At 35.4% G+C, this 25702-nt stretch carries 23 protein-coding genes; 8 read left to right on the top strand and 15 right to left on the bottom strand.

Going from position 1 to position 25702, the window contains the following annotated elements; translation table 11 throughout:
* Positions 1 to 57: 57 nt before the first annotated feature.
* Positions 58 to 534: a regulatory protein RecX gene (locus ACZ5CF_RS03875; protein ID WP_464580500.1), complete on the top strand. Its 477-nt coding sequence runs from the start codon at positions 58 to 60 to the stop codon at positions 532 to 534.
* Here the strand turns inward: ACZ5CF_RS03875 and ACZ5CF_RS03870 are convergent, their stop codons facing one another.
* The 3 genes from ACZ5CF_RS03870 to ACZ5CF_RS03860 are packed head-to-tail and all read right to left on the bottom strand — an operon-like array spanning position 535 to position 3762.
* Entirely contained in the window at positions 535 to 1404 is an 870-nt protein-coding gene (locus ACZ5CF_RS03870) for a cupin-like domain-containing protein (protein ID WP_464580499.1), read from the bottom strand.
* Between the two features lie 60 nt (positions 1405 to 1464).
* Positions 1465 to 2562, bottom strand: a complete 1098-nt coding sequence (gene bioB, locus ACZ5CF_RS03865; protein ID WP_464580498.1) for a biotin synthase BioB — start codon at positions 2560 to 2562, stop codon at positions 1465 to 1467.
* Positions 2563 to 2607: 45 nt separating this feature from the next.
* Entirely contained in the window at positions 2608 to 3762 is a 1155-nt protein-coding gene (locus tag ACZ5CF_RS03860; RefSeq protein WP_464580496.1) for a beta-ketoacyl synthase N-terminal-like domain-containing protein, read from the bottom strand.
* Positions 3763 to 3829: 67 nt separating this feature from the next.
* Between ACZ5CF_RS03860 and ACZ5CF_RS03855 the strand changes: the two genes are divergently transcribed.
* Positions 3830 to 4261, top strand: coding sequence for a cytochrome c oxidase assembly factor Coa1 family protein (locus ACZ5CF_RS03855; RefSeq protein WP_464580494.1), 432 nt, complete (start codon positions 3830 to 3832; stop codon positions 4259 to 4261).
* On the opposite strand, the gene bioA is transcribed toward ACZ5CF_RS03855, so the two are convergent.
* The 3 genes from bioA to ACZ5CF_RS03840 are packed head-to-tail and all read right to left on the bottom strand — an operon-like array spanning position 4247 to position 7275.
* Positions 4247 to 5512 (bottom strand): adenosylmethionine--8-amino-7-oxononanoate transaminase, encoded by a 1266-nt coding sequence (gene bioA, locus ACZ5CF_RS03850; RefSeq protein WP_464580493.1) that lies wholly within the window; start codon positions 5510 to 5512, stop codon positions 4247 to 4249. The genes ACZ5CF_RS03855 and bioA overlap by 15 nt on opposite strands.
* Positions 5513 to 6127 carry a dethiobiotin synthase gene (bioD, locus tag ACZ5CF_RS03845; RefSeq protein ID WP_464580492.1) on the bottom strand — a complete coding sequence of 205 codons (615 nt, stop codon included), beginning with the start codon at positions 6125 to 6127 and terminating at the stop codon, positions 5513 to 5515.
* 14 nt (positions 6128 to 6141) lie between these two features.
* A complete protein-coding gene (locus tag ACZ5CF_RS03840; RefSeq protein WP_464580491.1) occupies positions 6142 to 7275 on the bottom strand; it encodes an aminotransferase class I/II-fold pyridoxal phosphate-dependent enzyme in 1134 nt (377 codons plus the stop codon).
* Between the two features lie 66 nt (positions 7276 to 7341).
* Between ACZ5CF_RS03840 and ACZ5CF_RS03835 the strand changes: the two genes are divergently transcribed.
* Entirely contained in the window at positions 7342 to 7881 is a 540-nt protein-coding gene (locus ACZ5CF_RS03835) for an N-acetyltransferase family protein (protein WP_464580490.1), read from the top strand.
* A gap of 51 nt (positions 7882 to 7932) precedes the next feature.
* Here ACZ5CF_RS03835 and ACZ5CF_RS03830 read toward each other — a convergent pair whose 3' ends face one another.
* The 7 genes from ACZ5CF_RS03830 to ACZ5CF_RS03800 form a co-directional block, all read right to left on the bottom strand.
* Positions 7933 to 8211: a F0F1 ATP synthase subunit delta/epsilon gene (locus tag ACZ5CF_RS03830; protein WP_464580489.1), complete on the bottom strand. Its 279-nt coding sequence runs from the start codon at positions 8209 to 8211 to the stop codon at positions 7933 to 7935.
* A gap of 24 nt (positions 8212 to 8235) precedes the next feature.
* On the bottom strand, positions 8236 to 9744 hold the full coding sequence (gene atpD, locus ACZ5CF_RS03825; RefSeq protein WP_464580488.1) for a F0F1 ATP synthase subunit beta: 1509 nt from the start codon (positions 9742 to 9744) through the stop codon (positions 8236 to 8238).
* A gap of 172 nt (positions 9745 to 9916) precedes the next feature.
* A complete protein-coding gene (locus ACZ5CF_RS03820) occupies positions 9917 to 11395 on the bottom strand; it encodes an SGNH/GDSL hydrolase family protein (RefSeq protein ID WP_464580487.1) in 1479 nt (492 codons plus the stop codon).
* Positions 11396 to 11470: 75 nt separating this feature from the next.
* The gene (locus ACZ5CF_RS03815) at positions 11471 to 14281 is read right to left on the bottom strand and encodes a TonB-dependent receptor (protein ID WP_464580486.1); all 2811 of its coding nucleotides are present in this window, start codon (positions 14279 to 14281) and stop codon (positions 11471 to 11473) included.
* Between the two features lie 172 nt (positions 14282 to 14453).
* Positions 14454 to 16301 (bottom strand): glutamine--fructose-6-phosphate transaminase (isomerizing), encoded by a 1848-nt coding sequence (glmS, locus tag ACZ5CF_RS03810; RefSeq protein ID WP_464580485.1) that lies wholly within the window; start codon positions 16299 to 16301, stop codon positions 14454 to 14456.
* A gap of 3 nt (positions 16302 to 16304) precedes the next feature.
* Positions 16305 to 18107 (bottom strand): DUF4270 domain-containing protein, encoded by a 1803-nt coding sequence (locus ACZ5CF_RS03805; RefSeq protein WP_464580484.1) that lies wholly within the window; start codon positions 18105 to 18107, stop codon positions 16305 to 16307.
* On the bottom strand, positions 18094 to 18912 hold the full coding sequence (locus ACZ5CF_RS03800; RefSeq protein WP_464580482.1) for a glycogen/starch synthase: 819 nt from the start codon (positions 18910 to 18912) through the stop codon (positions 18094 to 18096). The genes ACZ5CF_RS03805 and ACZ5CF_RS03800 overlap by 14 nt, the downstream gene beginning before the upstream one ends.
* Before the next feature lie 325 nt (positions 18913 to 19237).
* On the opposite strand from ACZ5CF_RS03800, the gene ACZ5CF_RS03795 reads away from it, so the two are divergent.
* Positions 19238 to 20221, top strand: a complete 984-nt coding sequence (locus ACZ5CF_RS03795) for an ATP-grasp domain-containing protein (RefSeq protein ID WP_464580481.1) — start codon at positions 19238 to 19240, stop codon at positions 20219 to 20221.
* Position 20222: 1 nt separating this feature from the next.
* On the opposite strand, the gene ACZ5CF_RS03790 is transcribed toward ACZ5CF_RS03795, so the two are convergent.
* Entirely contained in the window at positions 20223 to 20870 is a 648-nt protein-coding gene (locus tag ACZ5CF_RS03790) for a hypothetical protein (protein WP_464580480.1), read from the bottom strand.
* 12 nt (positions 20871 to 20882) lie between these two features.
* A complete protein-coding gene (locus ACZ5CF_RS03785; RefSeq protein ID WP_464580479.1) occupies positions 20883 to 22193 on the bottom strand; it encodes a phenylacetate--CoA ligase family protein in 1311 nt (436 codons plus the stop codon).
* A 101-nt stretch (positions 22194 to 22294) separates the two neighbouring features.
* Between ACZ5CF_RS03785 and panC the strand changes: the two genes are divergently transcribed.
* From panC to ACZ5CF_RS03765, 4 genes are all read left to right on the top strand, one after another.
* On the top strand, positions 22295 to 23143 hold the full coding sequence (panC, locus tag ACZ5CF_RS03780) for a pantoate--beta-alanine ligase (RefSeq protein ID WP_464580478.1): 849 nt from the start codon (positions 22295 to 22297) through the stop codon (positions 23141 to 23143).
* A gap of 12 nt (positions 23144 to 23155) precedes the next feature.
* Complete coding sequence (panD, locus tag ACZ5CF_RS03775; protein ID WP_464580477.1) at positions 23156 to 23506, top strand: aspartate 1-decarboxylase; 351 nt, start codon at positions 23156 to 23158, stop codon at positions 23504 to 23506.
* Between the two features lies 1 nt (position 23507).
* Positions 23508 to 24473: a lysylphosphatidylglycerol synthase transmembrane domain-containing protein gene (locus ACZ5CF_RS03770; protein WP_464580476.1), complete on the top strand. Its 966-nt coding sequence runs from the start codon at positions 23508 to 23510 to the stop codon at positions 24471 to 24473.
* Between the two features lie 66 nt (positions 24474 to 24539).
* A complete protein-coding gene (locus ACZ5CF_RS03765; RefSeq protein ID WP_464580475.1) occupies positions 24540 to 25688 on the top strand; it encodes an alpha/beta hydrolase in 1149 nt (382 codons plus the stop codon).
* Positions 25689 to 25702 lie beyond the last annotated feature (14 nt).

Raw genomic sequence — 25702 nt, 5'->3', positions numbered from 1 at the left:
ACTGTTGTTTGTGGCTTTTTTTATTTAGTTACTTTTATACCAGAATTTTTAATTGCTATGCAATCTAAAAGCAAAACATATACAGTACAGAAAGCTATTGCTAAGCTAGAGTATTATTGCGCATACCAAGAGCGTTGCCACAAAGAAGTTGTAGCTAAACTACAGCAAATGAACATGATTCCGGAAGCTATAAACCATATTGTTGTACATTTAATTAATAATAATTATTTAAATGAGGAGCGATTTGCAAAAGAATTTGTTTTGGGAAAGTTTTCTACAAAAAAATGGGGTAGATTACGCTTAACACGAGAGCTTAAACAACGTAATATTTCTAAGTATAATATAGATGCTGCTTTTAAATTAATTTCAGAAGCAACTTACCTAAAAACTTTTAATGAACTAGCCAACAAAAAAGCTGCACAATTAAGGGAGCCTAACAAGCTTAAACGAAAAAAGAAATTAGCAGATTATTTATTATACAGAGGTTGGGAACCTCATTTGGTTTACCAAAAAGTAAACGAGCTTTGCCAATAGTTAAGCTATATTGTTTTTTGCGTGCGTTCTAATTATAGCTTGTTCATTTTTCCAGTCAATCCACTTTTGTCCTTTTACCCTTCTCATTACATTATCTAAATTTCTCATTACAAGAACATTATAAATTGCTTTAGCTAAATTTTTTGGGTTTCGTGCTAACGCTCTTAAACTCATTGAAAACCCTGGAGTTACATAACGCATATAATGCCAATACCCTTCGGGCATGTACAAAACTTCGCCATGATTTAGTTCTGTAACATATCCTTTTGCGTTACGTAAAGCAGGCCATTTAGAAAAATCAGGGTTTGTAAAATCTATATCTTCTCTGGTAATAAGAGAGTGTGGTATTTTATAAAGGTAATCGCTTTGGGATTGATCAAATAATATGCATTGCTTTTTTCCTTCAAAATGAAAATGAAAAATGTTAGCCAAATCTATATCGTAATGCATAAAAGTATATGAATCTCTTCCTCCAAAAAATAACATTGGCAGTCCTTTCATTAGTTTTAGACCAAAATCGGGGTAAGAGAAATCATTTTGGAGCTCCGGAACTTCTTTTAAAATATTCCACAAAAAAATACGGTATTTAGTGGGCTCTTTCTTAAGCAAGTCAATATACTCGCTCATTTTCATTTTAGCATGAGGCTCGTTAAAACCGTCCTTGTAATCTACAGGCCTATCATCATATAATGGTACCGTTTTATGCCCTGCAACCTCTTTCATATAATCTAAGCTCCACTTGGTATAAGCGGGCCAATCCTCAATAAACCGCTCTATTACAACCGGTTTTTGAGGCTTAAAATAATTCGTTAAAAACGCTTCTTTAGAAATGTTTTTAACGCGAGGTATTTGCTGTAAATTTAGTTTCAAAGCGTACCTTTTAAAACCACAAAGTTAGCAATAGGTTTGTTACAAATTGCCGGTTTATGTTTAGCTTTTAGCCGTTTTGGCTTTAGCTTTAGCCATTTCGTTGCGTTCTATGGTATGGTTTGGCCTAGACCATTTTGGTTTTTCGCCGAGGGGCTGATATTGAGACTCAGATGCTTCAACTGTTTTTGGTTGCTCTTTTTTAACAAAAGGCTTTTGTGGTTTTAACCCAAGCAACTCGAACATTTTCATGTCTTCATTTACATCCGGGTTAGGTGTAGTTAGGAGTTTATCACCTGCAAAAATAGAATTAGCACCGGCAAAAAAGCACATTGCTTGTCCTTCTCTACTCATTTGAGTTCTTCCGGCAGAGAGTCTTACTTGCGTTTTTGGCATTACTATTCTGGTAGTAGCTACCATTCTAATCATATCCCATATTTCTACCGGTTTTTGGTCTTCTAACGGAGTCCCATCAACAGCTACAAGAGCATTTATTGGTACAGATTCCGGTTGAGGGTCTAAAGTAGCTAATGCTACTAACATTCCTGCTCTATCTTCTAGTTTTTCTCCCATACCAATAATACCACCACTACAAACCGTTACGTTTGTTTTACGAACGTTTTCAATAGTTTTTAATCGGTCTTCATATCCTCTGGTAGAAATGATTTCTTTATAGTATTCTTCTGAGGTGTCTAAGTTATGATTATAAGCATATAACCCTGCTTCTGCCAAGCGCTTAGCTTGGTTTTCGGTAAGCATCCCAAGGGTACAGCAAACTTCCATTTCGAGTTTATTAATGGTTCTAACCATTTCTAAAACTTGTTCAAACTCCGGACCGTCTTTTACATTTCTCCAAGCAGCACCCATGCAAACTCTAGAACTCCCGGCTGCTTTAGCACGTAAGGCTTGCGCTTTTACTTGCTGTACTGTCATTAAATCGTTACCCTCAATATCTGTATGATATCTGGCTGCTTGCGGACAATAACCACAATCTTCCGGACAACCATCTGTTTTTATAGATAGTAAAGTAGACACCTGAACCGTGTTGGGATCATGGTATTTTCTGTGAACCGTGGCTGCTTCGTAAAGCAGCTCCATTAAAGGTTTGTTGTAAATTTCTAAAATCTCTTCTTTGGTCCAATTGTGTCTAATCTCGCTCATACTCTAATGTTTCAAGAATTTAAAGTTCAAAAATAGCAATTAATATTAGATTGAGAGTAAAATAGAAACTGCATTTCCGCCAAAACCGACTGCATTAACCAATATCTTCTCTATTTTCTCTGGTTTTTTGGTGTCTTGTAAATAAGGCACCTCAAAAAATGTTTGCTTTTGCAGCATTAGTATAGCCATTTCTATACTTAACATTCCGCTGGCTGCAAAAGTATGGCCTAATTGCCATTTATTAGTAGTTAATGCTGGAATATAATTTTTAAACGTTTTTTTAATGGCTTCTAGCTCTGCTTTATCTCCCATAATTGTTCCTGGGGTATGTGTAATAATTACATCTATGCTTTTTGTATCGTGATTTTGCATTGCCATTGCCATTGAACGTTGAAAGCAAACAGCATCTGTAGAAATAGAAGACCCATGTTTAAGAGGCTCTGTAGCATACCCAATACCAACAATTTTTGCAAGTGCATTTTCTGAGCTTTTAGAGATACAAGCAACCGAAGCAGCTTCACCTAAAATCATGGTGTTTTCAGCTTTAGTGCAGTCTAAAGCCAAACATGGATACGTAGCATTTTCTATTTTAGAATAAATTTGAAGCGCTTGCATTTGCGCCAACGTAAACGGTGTAATTGCTGCTTCTGTGCCACCCACTAAAAACGCATCACTCATACCACTTTCTAACCAAGCTATACCATTTAACATAGCATGTAAAGCTGTAGAGCAAGTGATAGAATGACTAATTTCCGGACCTTTAGTTTGAACATGATGCGCCACCCAAGATGCTACATTACCTAAAGTTGTAGAAGGCGATGCCTGCACAGAAACTCTTTTCCCCGAATAAAAATCATTAAAGTAAGATTCTAAAAGCTGTGTAGCTCCTCTAGAAGAACCAATATTAACCCCAAAGTTTAATTGATTTTGCCAATTTGCCTGCTGTACAGCCTTTTCGGCTACGTACATAGCATACAAAACCGTATTATCTAAATGCCTGTAAACCCGTTCTCTATCTTTTATTTTTAAGACTTCTTGTTTTGTGTCTTCGGGTAAAGTAGCTGCCCAAACAACACTATCTAAAGTGTGTATCTGTTGAAAACAATGCTTTTTTTGAGTATATTGTTGATATGCTTCTTCTAAAGTTTTTCCAAAAGGAGAAACTGAAGCTATACTGTGTATATATACAGGGTTTTGCACCTAATTAGTTTTTTGGCAAAAGTAAGGTATCTGTTGTTTTTTAACGAATAAGAATACGTAAAATACAATGCAAGAACAACCACAAAAAAGTTGGTTTGGTAAAAATTGGATGTGGGTACTACCTTTGGGTGGCTGCCTAACCTTAGCATTGCTTTTAATTTTAGGTGTAGGCGCTGCTTTTTTTGGTATTAAAAAAGTAATTAATGATAGTACTCCGTATAATTATGCCGTGTCTTTAGCACAAAACAACAAAGATGTGGTTAATGCTCTCGGAACACCCATAAAAACTGCACCGCTTTTTAATGGTGTAATAAGCGTAACTGATAGTGAAAGTAAAGCAGCTGTTTCCGTTACACTCTCAGGTCCTAAAAATAAAGCATTACTTTACTTGGATGCCGAAAAAATTAACGATCAATGGGTTTTTAAAGAATTATATGTTATTCCCGAAAAAACAACCGATACCATATTTTTATCGGGTGATGAATTAAATGATTTCTAACGACTCTTCAATTGCATTATACACTTGCTCAAGCTGTTTTTGGCTTATTATATAAGGTGGCAAAATGTAAACCGTATTACCTAACGGTCTTAAAAAAACACCTTTACTCATGTAAAAATTAAAAAGCTTGTTTCTGAGGTTTCCATAACGCTCCATTTTAACTTTAACATCTAAAGCAAAAATAACGCCTAATTTTCTGGTAGCTTCTACTTTTGGGTGGTTGGCAATTTTTTTCTCAAACCGGTCGTGCATATTACTAATTTCTTGAATTTTTTTCTGAATTTCTTCAGATTCAAGTAAAGACAACCCTGCTAATGCAGCACTACATGCAACCGGATTGGCCGAATAAGTATGCGCATGAAAAAATCCTTTTGCTATATCATCATCATAAAATGCATCAAATATACTTTGCGTACATGTAGTAATTGCCATTGGCACCAACCCGGCAGTTAACGATTTAGAAAAACACATTAAATCGGGTTGCTCTGTTAAGTGCTCACACGCAAAGTTTTTACCTGTTTTTCCAAATCCGGTCATTACTTCATCGGCAATGGTTAAAACATTATTTTCTTTACACCAAGCAAGTAATTGATCTAACAATGTAGCATCGTACATTTTCATTGCAGCTGCTCCTTGTACTAGGGGTTCAAAAACAAAGGCTGCAACTTTATTTGTGCTGCATATGTTTTGCAATTGCTTTAAAACGCTATTAATATTGTTCACGGTTGGTACCGGTATGCGCTCTACTTGTATAAAGAAATCTTCAAACGGACCATTGTAAACAGATAAACCAGAAACAGACATAGCCCCAAATGTGTCGCCATGAAATCCTTCTTCTAAAGCTATAATGATATTTCGTTTTTCTCCTTTATTAAAATAATATTGAAGCGCCATTTTAATAGCCACCTCTACACTGGTAGAACCATTATCTGAGAAAAAAACCTTTTTTTGATTACTGGGCAGCAACGAAAGCAACTTCTCTGATAAAGAAATGGCAGGTTTGTGTGTAAAACCGCTAAAAACAACATGATCTAATTGCTGCATCTGCGAGTAGGCAGCATTCACAATTTTTGGGTTACAATGCCCATACATACAGGTGTACCACGAAGCAATCCCATCAATATAGCTTTTCCCTTTATCATCAAATAATAACGCTCCTTCGGCCTTTGTAATTGGTAAAGCATCTGCTGCCGTTTTATGCTGTGTAAGCGGATGCCATATGTGTTTTTTATCGCGTTCTAACAAATTCATTTACAACTTATCTTTAAACTTATCGGCATATTCTTTAACCACATTCGCATCAATATAGGGCTCATTATCTATCCTTCCTATAACAGGAACCTGAGTCATTTTTTTAATAATGCTTTCTGTAGTTGGATGCTCTTCTCCGTTAAACAAAATAGATGTTGTAAACCCTTTTTCTTTTAGTGCGTTTACTGTAAGCAGGGTATGATTTATGCTCCCTAAATAGTGTCTGGAAACAACAATTACATGATAATCCGGTTTTATTAAATCTAAAATTGTATGCTCATCATTTAAAGGAACTAAAAGACCTCCGGCTCCTTCTATAACTAAGTGATTTTTAGTTTTAGGCTCATGTATATTGTTTAGCGTAATTGTTACATTATCTATTTCTGCTGCTGCATGCGGGCTCATTGGTGTTTTTAACGCATAGCTATTTTTGTGAAAAACCGAGTTTTTGTTGCTAACCCAATTTTTAACCTTATCGGTATCTGAGTAATGCAAATCTCCTGCCTGAACCGGTTTCCAATAATCTGCTTGTAGCGCTTCGGTTATAATGGCAGCAGCAACGGTTTTGCCAACTTCTGTAGATATCCCTGTGATAAAATATTTTTTTTGCTTCATAACACAATCGGCATTTAAACAACAAAAGTAGTAAGTAGCTGCAATACTTCTGTAATTTGTGTTTTAGAATTAAAGCTATGAATGCAAAATCGTAATCGTTCTTTCCCTTCCGGAACTGTTGGAGATAAAATTGGCTTAACTAAAAACCCTTGCTCTAACAATTTATTAGATACTTGTTTTACATTGTTATTGCCGGGAACAATGCAGCACTGAATGGCGGTATCACTTAAAATAAAACGCTGAGCCAAGTTATAGGTAGAAATTTGTGTTTTAAAAAAGTTAATATTGTCTTGTAATCTATCTATTTCTCTGGTTTGAGCTAACTGTTTATAGGCAGCAAGTGTGGTTGCAATACTATGTGGTGGCAATGCCGTTGTGTAAATTAAACTTCTGGCAAAATTAACTAAGTATGTTTTTAACGGTTTAGAGCCTAAAACTGCTGCACCATGACTACCCAGAGCTTTGCCAAACGTTATTACTCTTGCAAAAATTTTATCTTGAACTCTGAGCGCATCAATTAACCCTGTATTATAAATTCCAACGGCGTGGGCTTCATCTACAATTAAATAGCAATTATTTTTTTCGCAGAGCGATATAATTTTATTTAAGTCGGGAGAATCTCCATCCATTGAAAAAACAGATTCTGTAACTACATATATTGCTTCAGCATCATTAAACTTATTAATAAGCTGCTGTAAATGTTCAATATTATTGTGTTTAAACTTGTATGCTTTTGCTTTGCTTAAAGCTATACCGTCTCTAATAGAGGCATGAGAAAGCTCATCGTATAAAATAACATGATGTCGTTGCGGAATTGCAGAAAGAAGACCCACATTTGCATCGTAGCCACTATTAAACAGCAAAGCGCTCTCTATTTTATGTGTCTTTGCAATTATTCGCTCTGCATAATCATATAGCTTGTAATTTCCGGTGAGCAATCTTGAACCTGTTGCTCCGTTACAATTTATATTGTGTTCTTGTAAAATTTTTTGAGCTTCAATTTTAATATCATTGTTTAAGGCAAACCCTAAATAATCATTAGAAGTAAAATCAACAATATCATTAACAGCGATCGGTAAAACCCTGAGCGAATTGGTTTTTTCTCTGTTTTTTATTGCTAATACAATATGCTCCGGAATTTTAGGCATACACAAAAGTACTAATCATGTAATTATTTAAATAACTTTATGATTAATATATGATAGAATTGTTTAATGATAAGCATAGAATATAAACGAGCCGTAACTGATAAAGAATTGCGTGAAATTCTTGATTTGCAACAAAAAAATCATCATTCTGCAGTTAACGATGCCGAAAAGCAAAAAGAGGGTTTTGTAACTGTTAAACATTCTTTTGACATTTTAAAAAAAATGAATGATGAGTGCCCTCATATTATTGCCTGTTACAACAATAAAGTTGTTGGATATGCACTATGTATGAGTCCTGTTTTTAAAGATCAAATCCCTATTTTAAAACCAATGTTTAAGCAAATAGATAGTTTAGTTACTACTCAAAGCTATATTGTAATGGGGCAAATTTGTATTGACAAAGCTTTCAGAAAAAAAGGCATTTTTAAAGGGTTATATACTTATATGCAAAAAGAGCTACGCAATAGTTATAAAATGGTTATAACTGAAGTAGATACAGAGAATACAAGATCACTAAACGCCCATTATGCTGTAGGTTTTAAGCTATTAAAAAAATATAGCTCAGGCGGTCAGAATTGGGATTTAATAGCATGGTATTTTAAATAAAAAAGCCAAGCATATTGCTTGGCTTTTTTAAGCTTATATTGTCTTACAAACTTAGTCTGCAAGTACAATTACTTTATTGTTTTTCATCTCTATTGTTCCGCTATTAATAGCCAAAAGGGTTTCGTTTTTATCACCTTTTGTAAACTTATCGGCAACTTCTTTTTTTAAAGATACATTACCATAAATTTTAATATTGCCTTCTCCTAATAGCGATACAATTGGAGCGTGATTATCTAACATTTGAAACTCGCCATTAACTCCCGGTACAGCCACCGATTCTACTTCTCCGCTAAACAAGGTAGCCTCTGGCGTTACAATTTCTAAATACATAACTAACTATAGCTTTGGTTTGTATTAGGCTTCTGCTAACATTTTCTCACCAGCCTCTATAACCTCTTCTATTGTACCCTTAAGGTTGAAAGCTGCTTCTGGTAGGTGATCTAACTCACCATCCATAATCATGTTAAAGCCTTTAATAGTATCTTTAATATCTACAAACACTCCAGGAATACCTGTAAATTGCTCTGCTACGTGGAATGGTTGCGATAAGAAACGTTGTACACGTCTTGCTCTGGCAACTGCAAGCTTATCTTCTTCAGAAAGCTCTTCCATACCAAGAATAGCAATAATATCTTGAAGCTCTTTGTAGCGTTGTAATAACTCTTTTACACGTTGTGCACAGTTATAGTGCTCATCTCCTAAAATTTCTGGTGTTAAAATTCTTGAAGTAGAATCTAACGGATCCACAGCAGGATAAATACCAAGCTCTGCAATTTTACGAGATAATACTGTTGTAGCATCTAAGTGTGCGAAAGTTGTAGCAGGAGCAGGGTCTGTTAAGTCGTCTGCAGGTACGTAAACTGCCTGTACAGAAGTAATAGATCCTTTTTTAGTTGAAGTAATACGCTCTTGCATTGCACCCATCTCTGTTGCTAATGTAGGCTGGTAACCTACTGCAGAAGGCATACGCCCTAAAAGTGCAGACACCTCTGAACCTGCCTGAGTAAAACGGAAGATGTTATCTACGAAGAATAATACATCTTTTCCTTGTCCGTCTCCTGCTCCATCACGGAAAAACTCTGCGATAGTTAATCCAGAAAGTGCAACACGTGCACGTGCTCCCGGAGGTTCGTTCATTTGTCCGAATACGAAAGTAGCTTTAGACTCTTTTAAAGCATCTTTATCTACTTTAGAAAGGTCCCAACCACCTTCTTCCATAGACTTCATAAAGTCGTCTCCGTACTTAATAATTCCAGACTCTAACATCTCACGAAGAAGGTCGTTACCCTCACGAGTACGCTCACCTACTCCGGCAAATACAGAAAGACCACCGTGACCTTTTGCAATGTTGTTAATTAATTCCTGAATAAGTACCGTTTTACCTACACCGGCACCACCAAATAAACCAATCTTACCTCCTTTTGCATATGGCTCAATAAGATCGATTACTTTGATACCTGTATATAATACTTCGGTTGAAGTTGATAAATCTTCGAATTTTGGAGCTTCTCTGTGTATTGGAAGACCATCTTCTCCAGCTTTAGGAAGATTTCCTAATCCGTCTATAGCGTCTCCCATAACATTAAATAAGCGCCCATAAACCTCATCGCCAATTGGCATTTGTATAGGGGCCCCTGTAGCCTCAACAACCTCTCCTCTGCTGAGTCCGTCTGTTGAGTCCATAGAAATTGTACGAACCGTATCTTCTCCAATATGTGATTGCACCTCTAATACTAAGGTAGAACCGTCTTTTCTTTTAATCTCTAATGAATCGTAGATTTTTGGAAGTTCAGAACCTGACTCAAACACTACATCTACTACGGGTCCAATAATTTGGGCAACTTTACCTGTAATTTTTGACATTACCTTACTATTTAATGTTTTGCTAAATGTTACTGCGAAAAAAATTATCCTATTTTTTCGCGCTGCAAAGATAAATTTTTTAATTTAAATAAAAAGAGGTTTTTAGCCTTTTTGTAGCTAAAAAAATAGCCCTCAAAAAGAGGGCTATTTTCTGATTATTATTTTGTTAGCTTTACGGCAATGTTGGAGAGTAGTTAGTTGGAAAATCTCCGGCTTTTGCCAATACCCCGGCTTCTTCAAAATTAGAACCGTAAGTAGCATCTATAGCTTTTAAAAACTCATTAGCAATAAAGGCATAACCTCTGGCATTTGGATGTATACCATCTAAAGAGAACACCCCTCCAAACACTAAACTCGCATTAATGTTGTATTCGTCAAACTTTAATAATCCGGCTGCAAGTTCATTCATTCTTGCGTTGGCATCAAACAATCCTAATCCGGCCTGATTAGCTGCAGCCTCTATAATGCCGTTAAATGTTGCTGTTGCAGTAATAATTTCTTCTTTTTCTGCAGGAATTAAAACCCACTTATCTGCTAACGGAACAGAAGCTCCGTTTACTTTGGTTGGGTCTCCTCCAACGGTTGTCCCTATAAACGATGCACTTGGCAGCACTAGTAAATCATCTGCAGTTACGTGCCTGTATGGAGGAATTCCAAAACCTGATAAATCTGTTAAAGTTTCATCTTCTATAACAACTGCATTTTGCCCTTCAACAAAATTTATGGTTCTTCTTTCTCTTTCCTCAGCGGTTATTTGACCTATACTTTCCATAAAGAGCAATCCATTGTTATAGTCTTGATATCCTTGATTTAAAGCTGCTGCAGTTTGTGCATCTAATGGTAGCGGATTGTAAGGTACTGTAGTAAAGTAAGGTAAGGCTGTTACATCTGGTATGTTTGCAACAATCCCTTTTGCTCCGTTAGCTGTTAAAGCCCCTACAATTGCATTATATGCTCCGGTAAAAGTATTTACATCTGTAATGGGGTTAGAGCCATCTCCTCCTGTGGTAGCGTATCCTAACACATCATTATTACCAATCCATAAAGTAAAAAATGTAGGACTTTGTGCTACTACATCTTCTAAAACACTTGCATCTGGGTTAGAAGCCATTCTAACAAAAAACGGATTAGCTAAACCGGCTTGTAAGTTTGCTACGTTACCATAGCCATTTGCAAGTAAATGAAAACTTTTAGCTCCGGGTACTCCCATATTGTTAAACGGACCGGTAGGGTTATTTACCATTAATTCTGTTTGCGGGGTAACCGGTCCAATAACAGACTCTAACGGTGCAGGACCAGAACCATTAAATACCAAACGATTTGATACAATTTGGTTTCCTTGTAATAGAATACCTCCGGTATTATCGCTCATTAACGGCTGTTTAAACTCTCCTCCTCCAGCTAAAGCAAATTTTGCTGCTAATATGTTAGGGAAAGAGTTTTGCTGTCCGGCAATAAATAATGCTCCGTCTGATAATCCGGCCGTTAAAGAGTTTCCTACTGCCACATAATTAGAAAAATCTGCGTCTCCGGCAGTTACTTCGATCATTTGAGTGTCTGGCATTGTATTGCCATCATCATCTGATTCGCATGATGCAAAAATCCCTAAAAGGGCTAAAAGCATCCACTTGTTATACTTAAATTTTATCATAGCCTTTTAATCTTTTTATTGTAAAGCAGGCAGTGCTTTACTAGCATAAAACACTGCCTTTTGGTTGTATTAATATTATAGGTTGTTAATTGTCCAAGAAACGTAAAACTGAGATCCTATTCTACCGGTTCCGAATGCTGTAAAGTATTCTTCACCAAGCAAGTTGGTAGCACCTGCTTTAAAGGTAGATTTTAAGCTAGGAACTCTGTAGTTTATTTGAGCATCTAATACGTGGAATGATGGTACGGTACCGTCACCAAACGAAGCTTCCCAGAAATACGTATCGCTCCATCTCCAAGCAACATTAAATCCAAAGTTCTCAAATAAATCTGTGTTTCCGAATGTAGCTTTTACTTTATGCTCTGGAGTGTTAAAGTTTGTACGGAAATTAGGGTTCTCTTCTTTATCAAAATCTAACTTAGCATAGGTGTAGTTTGCGCCTAAGTCAAAATCTCCGAAGATTTTAGTGTTAATTCCGATTGTTGCTCCGTACGAGCCTACTTCTACATCGCTATTAGTATAAGTTTGGTATGCTTGGTAGTCTCCGTTTGCAACTGCCGCAATTGCTAAAGGTGTAGAAGTTCCGGGAACAGTCTGACTTAAAGCAACATCTCCATAAAACGGTGCTACAACAGTTTCGTTAACTAAGAAATCTTTGTATTGGTTGTAGTAAGCACTTAAATCTACAGTGAAGCGGTTAATTTTTCCTCTATACCCAACCTCATATGAAGTTACTTGTTCCGGCTTAACAAACTCTGAGTTTGCTATTTCTAAATCTGCCGGATTTTGGGTAACCGCAAAACGCTGTACAGAGCTTGCTGTAAAGGAGTTATTATAAGCTCCTTGACCATCAAACTCTATAGTTGATGTTCCTAAAATTGTAGCTCCTGTCCCACTTAAATCGTACATTCTAACATCTCTGGCAGGATTGTCTTTAGCACCACCTACTAAAATAGCTCTACCTACATCTAAACCAATGTATAAGTCTTGCGTAGTTGGATTTCTAAAACCTGTTTGGAAAGATGCTCTAATGTTGTGATTTTTATTTTCGCCTGCAGTATATCCTAACGAAACTCTTGGAGAGAAGAAACCATCAAACAGCTCAGATTTGTCATAACGTAATGATGCTGTTAATTTCATTCTTTCTTCTTCCATAAATTTCTTCTGAACTTGTGTATATAAACCAAATTCTGAATATCTAATTGGCCCGTCTTGATCGGTATAAATAGTTCCTGAAGAGTTAAGCTCGTATGTTCTGTATGAACCACCAACCTGAATTTCGGCAAAATCTACTAAGTGGCCAAAATTATAATTGGCGTCTGCATGATAAATTTTAGAATTGTCTTGGAATTTAGATCCCGTTGTTAAATCCGGATCATTTGTTACTTGATTAAATGCGCTTTGAAACTGTGGTGTTCCCGGGAGTAGTCTTCCGGTATCTGCAGTTTGTCTTGCAACAGCATGTGCCTGAGCAGAGTTTGCACCGCCAAGTGTAGCTTGAACATACGCTCCTACATATTCACCAAACCATGTTGCGTCTGGTTTCCAAAGACGGTTTATATTAATACCGGTAAATACCATATCGTATGAGTCTCCGGCTTTGTCTTCGGTGATATATCCTCTTACAAAGAAATTATCATTTTTAATTTCTAATTTGTGTTGTTGTAAGAAGAAATTATCTATTGCATAACGGTTAGCTCCTTGATAAATAGTAGATCCTGTACCAACTTTACCAACATAGGCAATTTCAAAATCATTACCCCACGGACGGTAGTACACGCCCCAATCTGCTTTTACACTTTCTGCCTTGTAATCTGTTAAATCTCTTTCGTTATATCCGGTTCTACTAACATTTACAGATGGCACAAGCGCTGAAGCTCCTGAAGGTAAAATTCCTAAATTTTCTAATGTTTGCGCAACACCATTAATGTTTGTGCTTACCTCATCACCATAAACATTTACACCATCATAATCTATGTCTGCTCGAGTTAAGCCTCTATTTAATTTATCTTTTTCGCTTGTTGCTGCCCAATCGGTTCCTTTTAGGTAACCAAAGTTTACTTTAACAGCAAGTTTATCGTTAAATTTATGAGCTGCTCTAATCCCTAAATCTGTATACGAGTTATCTCCTGCAGCTTCTTGAGAAGTTATTCCTTGTTTAAAATATGCACTGATACCTTGTGCATCAAAAGGACTTTTACTTCTCATAAATAAAATTCCGTTAAATGCATTTGCTCCATATAAAGCAGATGCAGCTCCGGGAAGTAATTCTACACTTTGAATATCGGTTTCTGTCATCCCTAAAAGGTTACCTAACGGGAAGTTAAGTGCCGGAGCAGAGTTGTCCATACCGTCTACTAACTGCATAAAACGTGTGTTTGCAAATGTTGCAAAACCTCTGGTGTTAATAGACTTAAATGTTAAACTGTTTGTGTTAATGTCTACTCCTTTAAGGTTTTCTAAACCGTCGTAGAAGTCTGCAGATGCAGTGTTTTTAATTTCTCTTAACCCGAATCTCTCTACCGAAACCGGCGATTCGAATATACGTTCGGGGGTTCTTGAAGCCGAGATAACTATCTCGCTTAATTGTGTTGCTTCTTCTTGTAGCTGTACCTGTACATTTTGGTTATTACTAGTAATTTGTACAGTTGCACTAGAAAAACCAACGCTAGTTACTGTTAATTGAAAAGGTGGAGTGACCTCGCTGGTTGTTAATGTAAAATTACCATCAAAATCTGATACGGCACCAATTGCCTTTCCGGTTACAACAATATTTGCACCCGGAATTGGTTGACCATCTTGATCTACCACTTTTCCTGTAACGGTAGTTTGGGCAAACGTAAAGCTACCCAACAGCAAAAAGCAAAAAAGTATTACTGTTCTCATTCTTTTTTTGAATTAGTTATTTAACCCGAACAATATACAGATTTTTTTAAGTTGAAAACAAATAAGCCCCAAAAAAGTTATGCGCGCATAGCGTAATTTTAAGGCTGTATTATTATATAAAAAAAGCCTTCTGCAACAAGAAGGCTTTTGTATTTGTTTGATTTTTAATTGTTTACTCTACCGTTACTGATTTAGCTAAGTTTCTAGGCTGATCTACATTACAACCTCTCATTACAGCTATATGATATGATAGTAATTGTAATGGGATTGTAGTTAGCAATGGTGTAATAGATTCTGCAGATTCCGGTATTTCTATAACATGATCTGCTAATTCTTTTACCACCTTATCGCCCTGAGTAACTACAGCAATAATTTTTCCTTTTCTCGATTTTATTTCTTGAATGTTGCTAACTACTTTATCGTAGTGTCCTTTTTTAGTGGCTATAACTACCACCGGCATTTGTTCATCTATTAAAGCAATTGGCCCGTGTTTCATTTCGGCTGCCGGATACCCTTCTGCATGTATGTATGATATCTCTTTTAGCTTCAAGGCTCCTTCTAATGCTACCGGAAAATTATAACCTCTTCCTAAATACAAACAATTAGTAGCATCTTTATAGATAGCAGCAATCTCTTTAATATGGTCATCTAACTTTAAAGTAGCCTCTACTTTTGCAGGTACAGATTCTAATTCTGTAAGCAACTCATGAATTTTAGATTTAGAAAGCGTTCCGTGAGCTTGTGCAAGCCTTAGGGCAAGTAACGTTAAAACTGTAATTTGAGTAGTGAATGCTTTTGTTGAAGCAACGCCAATTTCCGGACCGGCATGTGTGTAAGCCCCTGCATGAGTTTCTCTTGCTATTGATGAACCTACTACATTACACACCCCAAAGACAAATGCTCCATGCTCTTTAGCAAGCTTAATGGCTGCAAGCGTATCGGCTGTTTCTCCTGATTGCGATATGGCTATCACTACATCTTTTGATGTTATTACCGGATTTCTATACCTAAACTCTGATGCATACTCTACCTCTACCGGTATTCTTGCAAGGTCTTCAAAAATGTATTCGGCTACTAATCCTGCATGCCATGAGGTACCGCAAGCTACAATTATTATTCTGTTGGCATTTACAAATTTTTCTATATTATCATCTATGCCGGCCATTCTTATAATTCCTTTGTTAGCCAGCAATCTCCCTCTGTAAGTGTCTTTTATAGCTTTTGGTTGCTCATGAATTTCTTTGAGCATAAAATGCTCATAGCCGCCTTTTTCTATTTGTTCTAAATTAAGTTGAAGCTCTTGTATGTAAGGGTCTACTAAAGAGTCGTCTTTAATTTTTCTAACTTTAACAGGCTTACCTCTTCTAACCACTGCCATTTCTTCATCCTCAAGATAGATGGCGTTATTGGTATACTCTATAAATGGTGATGCATCTGACGCTATAAAAAACTCATCTTCACCAATTCCAATGGCTAAAGGACTTCCTAATCTAGCAACTACTATTTCGTTAGGCTTCTTCTTATCAAAAACAGCAATAGCATACGCTCCAACTACTTGGTTTAATGCTATTTGAACTGCTTTACCGAGTTTTACCTTTTCGTTTTTTTGAACGTCTTCTATTAAATTCACTAACACCTCTGTATCGGTGTCTGAAGTAAAAGTATACCCTCTTTTAATAAGCTCTTTTTTTAAGGGCTCGTAGTTTTCTATTATTCCATTATGAATAATGACTAAATCTCCTGAATTAGAATAATGCGGATGCGAGTTAACATCGTTAGGAACTCCATGGGTAGCCCAACGTGTATGGCCAATTCCTAAAGAACCTTCTTTTGAAATCTCTGTATTAGCCTTTTTTACAAGGTCTGAAACTTTCCCTTTTGTTTTGGTTAAATTTATGTTAGCACCATCAAAAAGAGCAATCCCTGCACTGTCATATCCTCTATATTCTAAGCGCTCTAATCCTTTAACAATTATAGGATAAGCCTCTCTATGGCCTATATAACCAACAATACCACACATAAATTAATTTGTTTCTGTGTACACAATCTCTAATTGTAATTTTTTACTTGCATCATCACCAGATGCTTCATTACCAAATAACACAGTACCCAACGGGTTTATTGTTGCAGCTATTGGTAATCTAACTTCTTGATCTGTTTCTAGTAACGCGTTAAACGTATTTACATTGTTTATGTTTGATGTAATTACCAGCCCTAACCTAACGTTTTCTTCATTGTCTTTTAGGATGTTAGATATGTGCTCTGTGATTCTGATTTTATAGTATACCCCCTCATCATTTTCATTAACTTCAAGCTTCCCACCATAATTAATAAAAGGCTCCGGTAAAACTCTTGTTTGCTGGAAATCTACATCGTAATCTGCTATTACCTCTCCTGTTTCATTCAGTTTATATAAATACACACGTTGTGGCTCTATATTTACGCCTGCAGCATCAAGCGTTTGCCTATCTACAAAAAAGGTAATGCTTGCTTCGTTTATTAGCCAATTGTTGCTTTTAATCTCATCTAAAACTGTTGTTGTCTCGTCGTCTTCATCAAATAACTTAAGCTCAATAAAGCTACCTGCTCCTCCTTTAAGATACAGTTTTTCTGCCCCGCTAATGTCCGGGTAGGCCGTATGCGTAAATGTATTTACAACATTGTTGATAGACTGGCTTAAGCTCATTTCGAATGTTTTAGTCTCTTTTGTTAACTCATTATCTAAAATTTTATCATATTCATAGGTAATGGTAACACTAGCATTTTGGTAATCTAAGAGCATTAAAACATCCTCTGAAAAAGAATGTGTTGATATGAATATACCTCTTAAATATTCTTTAAAATTATTATTACTACTTAACTCAACACTTCCTTCCCTGTCTATAATTTTCTCTTGAAAAAACTGAGGGTCTAATGCTACTCTTAATCCCGGAGATATACGCTCTTTTACAGAGGTAGATTCATCTACATCAGGTGTCTCAGGATCATCTACATTATTAATAATTACTTCGGTACCGCTTATTGTAGTAGGACCATCAAAAAGGGTAGCACCTAAAAAGCCTGTGAAATCTTGATTTGAATAGTATTCTTGTGCTTGTTGGAAATTTGCATCCGGATCTAAATCACGCAAAAAGTACGTTAACTCATTTACTTTAACATTAAAGTTAGCCAACTTATTACCATAAATAGAGTCTATTTTAAATGTTCTCGGAAAAATATTGGCTTCTGTATCAGTATCCTCTCCATCATCTATACCATCTCCGTCGGTGTCTGGATCTAACGGATTAGTTCCTACAGACGACTCTACAGAATCGCTTACCCCATCTCCATCTGTATCACTGTTCGGATCCGTTGGGTCAGCATCAACAGTGTCATCTACCCCATCATTATCAGCATCATTATCTTCATCTATAAAAAACGGAATGTGTAAGTAAACTTCTGTTACAGTTTCATTTTCCTGAATTGTAGCGTCATCTGAGTCTGCATCAGCGTTGTTTTCAACTTCTTGTGAAAAATTACCAAATACAGGATTTGCAGACGGCAATGACATTTGCGAAGCAATTTGTGCTTCTGTTGTGCCGTAAATAGGGTCGGTAAATCGACCTAATTGATATAACGGAAGCCCGTTTGTTCTAACAGCTTTTATTTTTTTGTTAGCAGCATATACGTTATAGTTTGCTTTCTTTACGTTAAAATTAGCCTCGTCTATAACATTAGCTCCTATTGTACTAAATTCTTCTTCGCAAGATATTGCTACACTTGCAATGATTGCTACAAAAAGCAGGTTAAGTCTTTTTGTAATAACCTTCATTTTATTGTTCTTCATGTAAAACCTGGTTGTTATAAAAGTTCATGTAAGCCTCTTCGAATTCATTAATCTGTACGTAAGGCAATACTGGTTTTTCTTGGTTAGAAATGTATTCTTGAAGCTCTTTAGGAAGCTCTTCGGAAGCAATGATCACTGCATCTGAATGATCTACTGCCACTTTTATTAAATTAGTGTAGTCAGGACTCTTTAAAGCCGAAATACTATCTGGTTCTATACCATCAAAAGCAATTTTATCTACAATATCACTACTTAATATGCCATCAAACCCTTTGTTGTAAACCGATGTAACAATCTTACTTTCAGAGAACAAAGGTTCATCAGCATAGTACTTTTTAAGGTATAACGGTAGTAACGATGCCATCCAACCGTGAACATGGATTATATCCGGATTCCAATTTAATTTTTTAACGGTTTCTACCACTCCTTTGGCAAAGAAAATTGCTCGCTCATCATTATCAGGAAATAAGTTTCCGTCTTCATCAGTAAAAGTTGCTTTGCGTTTAAAATATTCTTCGTTATCTATAAAATAAACTTGAATTCTTTCTTTAGGGATAGAAGCCACCTTAATAATTAAAGGCATATCCATATCATTAATCACCAAGTTCATTCCGGAAAGCCTTATAACTTCGTGTAATTGGTGTCTTCTTTCGTTAATATTCCCAAAACGAGGCATAAATATCCTAATTTGTCCGCCTCGGTCATTTACCATTCGAGGTGTTTCGTAAGACATTAATGAAACTTCGTTTTCTGGGAGGTAGGGTACTAATTCTGAAGATACAAACAATACCTTTTTATCAGTCATAAAAATATTTTTTAATAATAGGCTGTGTACTAAAACACGCAAAATTACAAAAATTATGCGTATTCATTAGTTTGTAATGCCATGGTTATTGTTAATTTTTCTGTAAAAAGCTTTTAATCAACTATATTAAGCCCTTACTCGAACATCTATGTTAAAAAAAACAGTATTGAGTATTTTTAGAGTGTTAACAACTTTTGTGTAAATGCCCTCTAAAATTAATATTCTTATTCCCGATGGCGAAAGCCATTTACTAATGCCCGCAGTAAATTGTTTGAGTCAATTTAAAAATGCTGCCATTTATATTTTAAGTAGCAGCAAAAACAACATGCGGTTTTCTAAAAATGTAGCCAAGTTTATTTACTATAAACCGGAAAACGATTTAGATTTTATACACAAAATAAACACTTGCATAAACACTTATAAGATAACTTTAGTTGTACCGATTTTTGAGCACAGAATAAAAACCATTTTACAACACAAAGACTTATTAGACCCTAAAAAACTCTGTTTACTACCTTCTTTAAAAAGCTACGATACAGCAATTTGCAAAGCTACATTAGCCAAGCATTTAACCACAAATAACATTAACACTCCTAAAACCGAAGTTGGCTGGTTAAAAAGCCATACTCCTGCAACATTTCCGTTGCTTATAAAACCCATTACAGGTGCCGGTGGCGGTTATGGAATTTACGTATTTAACAGCCCACAAGAGTTTAATGCTTTTGCAGGGCAAGCACCAAAAAACATTCAATATCTTTTTCAGGAATATATAGATGGTTACGATATAGATTGTAGTGTACTTTGCAAAAACGGTAAAGTACTTGCATACACCATTCAGAAAGGATTTTTAAAAGGCGCACATGAATATGCTCCGCAAATAGGCATACAGTTTGTAAAAAACAAAAAGCTGTTGCGCGTAGTTAAAGAAACTATGAAAACACTAAACTGGTCTGGTTTAGCACATTTAGATATGCGATACGATATTAAAAAAAACACCTACAGTGTTATAGAAATAAACCCCCGCTTTTGGGCATCTATTGAGGGCTCTTTAATGGCAGGAATAAATTTTGCAAAACTGTTGTGTTTAGCAAGTATAGGGTATAGTTTTAAAAAACCATCATACAAGAAAATACCATACATAAACTTAAAGGGCTTGATAAAAAAGTTAAGAACTTACCACAAATCGCCTTTTTCATTTTCTTTTATTTGGCGCAATACTCCCTTTAAATTTTATGTTTTAGATCCTATTCCAACGTTGTACAAATATTTTTGGCGCACCAAAAATATTTTACTTCAAAAAATAAAATAACTTATTTGTTTTGAGTAGTTTGCAGTATAAGCTTATATGCTGTAATAACTAAAAATAGAGACCAGTTTACAATTCCTAAAAATTTAAAAACATCTTCTAAAACAGCTATTGTTTGAGATTGATTTACAACCATCAAATCAATTATCATAGAGAGCCCAAAAAATATAATTCCCACCACCAAAACTATGGTTAATTTGGAGTAAAAATAGCGGTAAAAGAGCGTTAAATATGCTATTATAAATATTCCGTAAATAGTAAATAAAATAAACTGAAACGGCAACACTATATTGGTAGAATACAACAAATAATCATGCACCATAAAAAAATCGTCTAACAACAAAGCAGTTGTTAACAACCCGGAAAATAACATAAACTTGGCTTTCCTTGATTGTTTGTGTTTTTGTAATACTGCACTGCTTAAAAAACACATTGCTGCACTTGCGCACCAAAGCAGCACACCAACATTAGACATTAACCCTACAAACGGATGAGTTTTAAGTGTTTTAGCCGGATCAGCAAAAAAATACTCTAACGGCAATTTCTGAGAGGTTGCCATTGCCCATACCAAAAGTAAAAGCAACGCACTAAAACAATATGTTAAGATTATTCCATACAGTGTCCTTCTGCTAATTTGCTTTCCTTGATTCATAATCTCAACAGTTTATTTATGAAATGTATTTACAACTTTTTTTCGTTTTCCAGATGACAACGGAGGTATCTCTTTTACATATTCTATTTTCGCTTCAGCATCCGTTCCAAAATCGTCTTTAATGCTTTGTATGAGTTCTGCTTCGTACGAGAAAAAATTGTTTGTATTTAGCTTTATACAGTACTGTTTAGGTCCTTTTTGTATAAACTGATATTGTTTTAAAAGATGATAATATTTGTAAAATTTGGTATACACCACAAAAGACGAAACCACATTGCCCGAAGTATCAAAAATCAAGTCCATTTTTCGTCCTTCAATATGTTTAAAGTTTTGCAACGTCTTGTCTTTATGTTGTGTAAAACAACCTATATCTCCGGTATCATATCTAATTAAGGGCATGCAATAATTAAACAAATCGGTAACTACAATTCTGCCCAAAGCTCCTTCCCGAACAGGGGTATCTGAATTAAATTCTAATACCTCTACATGATAACTGCCCCAATTAACAACAAATTCGCCGTTAGAATGTAATGTTTGGTGTGCAATAATTCCCAGCTCTTCGTTAGAATATCTTGAGAACACCGGAACCTGAAAATGTTTTTCTAATGCATTACGAGTGTAAGGTGTTAAATATTCAGAATTAGCTATAATTGCTTTAATGTTTAAATTGTTAACAGGAATTTTATGAACGTCTAAATACTTACAAACAGCATCTAAAGCAGATGCAAAACCAAGCAATGTTTTGGGTTGTTTATCTTTTTTTAATTGATTTAACAATTCTTCAATGCGGTCATCAGACATTTTAGAAACATCAAACTGCACTATATTTTGAAGCATTGCCTTTACCCTATTCTTTCTGTTGTGGTTTCTCCAAACTTCAAGTTCATAAATACGCTCACCTATTTTATGACCTGCTTGCTCTAAAAAATACCATACATCTGCTCTATTTCTGTTTCTCTTGTGTTGATCTTGAAACAAAAAAAACGGTCTACCGGTAGATCCACTGGTTGCAACTTGATGTTTGTTTACTTCAGAAAAAGTATCCGATTTAAATGCTTCAAAATTATCTTGAACAACATTTTTACTTATTACAGGAAAATCGGTTAGTGTTTTTGCTTCTTTAAATTCTTTATAAAATGGCACAAAAGTAGTAGCATGATTAAACAAGCTATCAAGATTTTGCTGTCTTATTTGCAAAGCTTCATCAGCATTTTGTTGCTCTAAAACAAGTTGTAGTTCTTTATATGCTTTAGAAAAAGGTTTTCCGGAAAGAAAATCAACTATTTTAAAGGCTTTGTTTCTAAAAAAGTGTAAACTTTGCATGGCCAAAAAAGGTTAAGTAATAAAAATATTTTTGGGGCTTTAGGGCTATTTATGGGCCAAATAGCACCAAAAAAACAGATTTTTCAAAAAAAATCTACATTATGCAAGTTTTACATGACAAAGAGGCAGTATTAGCCTTTGTTGCCCAAAAAAGAGAATTAGGTAAAACCATTGGGTTTGTTCCTACCATGGGAGCACTCCACCAAGGTCATTTATCACTTATTGAAAAAGCTTTACAAGAAAACAATATTGTAGTGGTTAGTATTTTTGTAAACCCTACTCAATTTGATAATAAAACAGACTTAGAAAAATACCCCAGAACCTTAGAGTCTGATTTAAATTTATTAAAAAAACTAAGTCCGGATATTATTGTTTTTGCGCCATCGGCAGAAAATATATATGAGCAAGAAATTAGTGCGCAACCCTTTAATTTTGGAGGTTTAGAACACGAGATGGAGGGTAAATTCAGATCCGGTCATTTTAATGGTGTTGCTACAATTGTAAAGCGCCTTTTTGAAATTGTACAACCACATAGAGCTTATTTTGGCGAAAAAGATTATCAGCAATTATTAATTGTAAAAAAACTGGTTAGAAAGCACAGAATTCCTGTAACAGTTATAGGTTGCCCTATAAAACGTGAGCCTAATGGGCTTGCAATGAGCTCCAGAAATCAACGCCTTTCTGACAATACCAGAAAACAAGCCGGTGTTATTTATACTATTCTTAAAGAAGCTAAACGTAAGTTTGGCACAGAAAGTGCTACCAATGTAACCAAATGGGTTAAAAATCAATTTAATAAACACCCGGTTTTTACGTTAGAGTATTTTGAAATTGCTAATGCTAAAACATTAAAACCTGTAAAACGAAAACACAAAAATGTGCCATACCGAGCATTTATAGCCGTATATGCAGATGGTGTTAGACTTATAGATAATATAGCGCTAAATTAATATCTTTGCCGCATGCAAGTAGAAGTAGTAAAATCTAAGATTCACAGAGTGAAGGTAACCGGTGCCGATTTAAACTATATTGGCAGCATTACCATAGATGAAGCTTTAATGGAAGCCGCGAATATTATACCCGGCGAGAAGGTACAAGTAGTTAATAATAATAACGGAGAGCGTTTAGAAACATATGCTATTCCGGGGCCTCGCAATAGTGGCGAAATAACCCTTAACGGAGCTGCTGCTCGAAAAGTAGCTGTTGGAGATATCCTTATTCTTATTACCTACGCGTGGATGGATTTAGAAGAGGCTAAAACATTTAAACCTGCTTTAGTTTTCCCTAACGAAAAAGACAATACACTAACTTAAGTTGAAAAAACAACTTATTAAGATTTTAAAAATTTCTTTGCCCATAGCTTTTGGGCTTTTTGTTATTTGGTACTTTTACTATAACACTACACCAGAACACCAAAAAGCCATTTTAAAATATATTAAAGAAGCAAACTACGGTTGGGTTTCTCTTTCTTTGTTTTTAGGGTTATTAAGCCATGCTGTGCGAGCTTACAGATGGAACTTTTTACTAAAACCTATGGGCTACACCATACCGTTTAAAAACAGTTTTATGGCGGTACTGGCCGGGTACTTAGCCAATTTAGGTATTCCAAGATCTGGCGAAGTATTAAGAGCAACGTTAACCAGCACTTATAGCAATGTGCCTTTTGAGAAAGGTTTTGGCACTATTATGGCAGAGCGAGTTATAGATTTGGCTATGCTAATTTTAGTTATAGCAATTGCTCTAATTTTTCAGACAGATACAATTTTAAGTTTCTTTACAGAAAAAGGGGTTAATCCTGTAAGCATAGTAATTGTTTTAGTGATCGGGGGAATTGCTTTTGTTGTTTTCTGGAAAATTATAAGAGTGTCTTCACATCCATTCGCATTAAAAATTCAGCATTTTATAAAAGGTTTGTGGCAAGGACTAACCAGTATTTTACACATGCAAAATAAATTTCAATTTATTTTACATACGCTTTTAATATGGCTACTTTATATTGCAATGTTTTGGGTGGTAACCCTTGCTGTGCCCGGTTTACAAACCTTATCATTTGGGGCAATCATTACCGCATTTTTAGCAGGCTCTTTTGCCATAACTGCTACTAATGGTGGTATTGGAGTTTTTCCGGTTGCCGTAAGCAAAACATTAGCTTTATATGGTGTTAGTATTGCTTCGGGTGATGCTTTTGGATGGATTATGTGGATGTCTCAAACAGCTATGATTTTAGTTTTTGGTTCTCTATCGCTCTTTTTACTTCCGTTTTTTAACAAAAAAGCATAATTTTTTTTAAAACTATCAGTTATATATAACAGCGTGTTTAACCCCAAACTCTTAAACATTTTGGCCATGAAAAAATTAATAATTTGCCTACTCATTGCGTTTGCTGTAAATACGCTTAGCGCACAAGTAACCACAGAATCTTTTGAATCGTATAAATTACTCGAAAAAAGGACCATAAAACTATATGTTCCGGAAGATTACGATGAAGAAAAAACCTATCCGCTAATAGTAGTTTTAGATGCCGAATTTTTATTTGATGCTGTAATGGCCAATGCTAAATTTTACAGCTACTTTAACCAAATGCCACAAGCTATTGTTGTAGGCATAAACCAAAACTACAATAATTTACGAAGCAAAGATTGTAATTATAGCGATCGAACCGGATTGCCGGACGATAAAGGAAGTCTTTTCTTTGAGTTTATTGGGATGGAGCTAATTCCGTACTTAGAAGACAAATACAATTTAGCTCCTTTTAGAATGGCTGTCGGGCACTCTATAACCGCCAATTTTATAAACTATTATTTGTTTAAAGACAATCCGCTTTTTAGCGCCTATATTGTGTTAGCACCGGATTTAGCGCCGGAAATGGAATACAGAATTGCCGATAGAATGCAAGCCTTTAAAACCAAAAAGTTTTATTACCTGGCCAACGGAAAATTAGAAGATAAAGACCAAGCCGGGCGCATTGGTATTTTAAATAATAACTTAAAATCTGTTGATAACGAATCGCTTGCTTATTATTATGATAATTTTCAAGAAACATCAGATGTTGGTGTAGCATCGTATGCCATCCCAAAAGCATTAGATAAAATATTTACTATCTACAAACCCATAACACCAGAACAGTATAAAAAAGAAATTTTAACGTTAGAAGAACCTGTTTTTAATTATTTAGAAGAAAAATATAACGCCATAGAAACGCTCTTTGGTTTTAAAGAACGAGTTAGTATTAATGATATTATGGCCATTTATGCTGCCTGTAAGAAAAAAGAAGATTTAGAATCGCTTAAAAAATTATCAGATCTGTGCAAAAAAGAATATCCGGATACCATGATGGGATTTTTCTTTGAAGCCGAATACCACGAACAACGTGGCGAACCTAAAAAAGCGCTAAGAACTTACGAAAAAGCATTTGGTATGAGCGAAATAGATTTTTTAACCAAAGACCTTGCGTTAGACAGAATAGATGCTTTAAAAGCCGACTTCGGATTTTAAATAAACCCATCTAC

The organism is Lutaonella thermophila (assembly GCF_055387725.1).
This window is presented reverse-complemented; position numbering and strand designations above follow the sequence as displayed.

Bases quoted from the DNA above. Each gene is read 5' to 3' on its own strand.
- ACZ5CF_RS03875 (WP_464580500.1), top strand. From the start codon at position 58: ATGCAATCTAAAAGCAAAACATATACAGTACAGAAAGCTATTGCTAAG.
- bioB (WP_464580498.1), bottom strand. From the start codon at position 2,562: ATGAGCGAGATTAGACACAATTGGACCAAAGAAGAGATTTTAGAAATT.
- ACZ5CF_RS03855 (WP_464580494.1), top strand. From the start codon at position 3,830: ATGCAAGAACAACCACAAAAAAGTTGGTTTGGTAAAAATTGGATGTGG.
- bioA (WP_464580493.1), bottom strand. From the start codon at position 5,512: ATGAATTTGTTAGAACGCGATAAAAAACACATATGGCATCCGCTTACA.
- bioD (WP_464580492.1), bottom strand. From the start codon at position 6,127: ATGAAGCAAAAAAAATATTTTATCACAGGGATATCTACAGAAGTTGGC.
- ACZ5CF_RS03840 (WP_464580491.1), bottom strand. From the start codon at position 7,275: ATGCCTAAAATTCCGGAGCATATTGTATTAGCAATAAAAAACAGAGAA.
- ACZ5CF_RS03835 (WP_464580490.1), top strand. From the start codon at position 7,342: ATGATAAGCATAGAATATAAACGAGCCGTAACTGATAAAGAATTGCGT.
- ACZ5CF_RS03830 (WP_464580489.1), bottom strand. From the start codon at position 8,211: ATGTATTTAGAAATTGTAACGCCAGAGGCTACCTTGTTTAGCGGAGAA.
- atpD (WP_464580488.1), bottom strand. From the start codon at position 9,744: ATGTCAAAAATTACAGGTAAAGTTGCCCAAATTATTGGACCCGTAGTA.
- ACZ5CF_RS03820 (WP_464580487.1), bottom strand. From the start codon at position 11,395: ATGATAAAATTTAAGTATAACAAGTGGATGCTTTTAGCCCTTTTAGGG.
- ACZ5CF_RS03815 (WP_464580486.1), bottom strand. From the start codon at position 14,281: ATGAGAACAGTAATACTTTTTTGCTTTTTGCTGTTGGGTAGCTTTACG.
- glmS (WP_464580485.1), bottom strand. From the start codon at position 16,301: ATGTGTGGTATTGTTGGTTATATAGGCCATAGAGAGGCTTATCCTATA.
- ACZ5CF_RS03805 (WP_464580484.1), bottom strand. From the start codon at position 18,107: ATGAAGAACAATAAAATGAAGGTTATTACAAAAAGACTTAACCTGCTT.
- ACZ5CF_RS03800 (WP_464580482.1), bottom strand. From the start codon at position 18,912: ATGACTGATAAAAAGGTATTGTTTGTATCTTCAGAATTAGTACCCTAC.
- ACZ5CF_RS03795 (WP_464580481.1), top strand. From the start codon at position 19,238: ATGCGGTTTTCTAAAAATGTAGCCAAGTTTATTTACTATAAACCGGAA.
- ACZ5CF_RS03790 (WP_464580480.1), bottom strand. From the start codon at position 20,870: ATGAATCAAGGAAAGCAAATTAGCAGAAGGACACTGTATGGAATAATC.
- ACZ5CF_RS03785 (WP_464580479.1), bottom strand. From the start codon at position 22,193: ATGCAAAGTTTACACTTTTTTAGAAACAAAGCCTTTAAAATAGTTGAT.
- panC (WP_464580478.1), top strand. From the start codon at position 22,295: ATGCAAGTTTTACATGACAAAGAGGCAGTATTAGCCTTTGTTGCCCAA.
- panD (WP_464580477.1), top strand. From the start codon at position 23,156: ATGCAAGTAGAAGTAGTAAAATCTAAGATTCACAGAGTGAAGGTAACC.
- ACZ5CF_RS03765 (WP_464580475.1), top strand. From the start codon at position 24,540: ATGAAAAAATTAATAATTTGCCTACTCATTGCGTTTGCTGTAAATACG.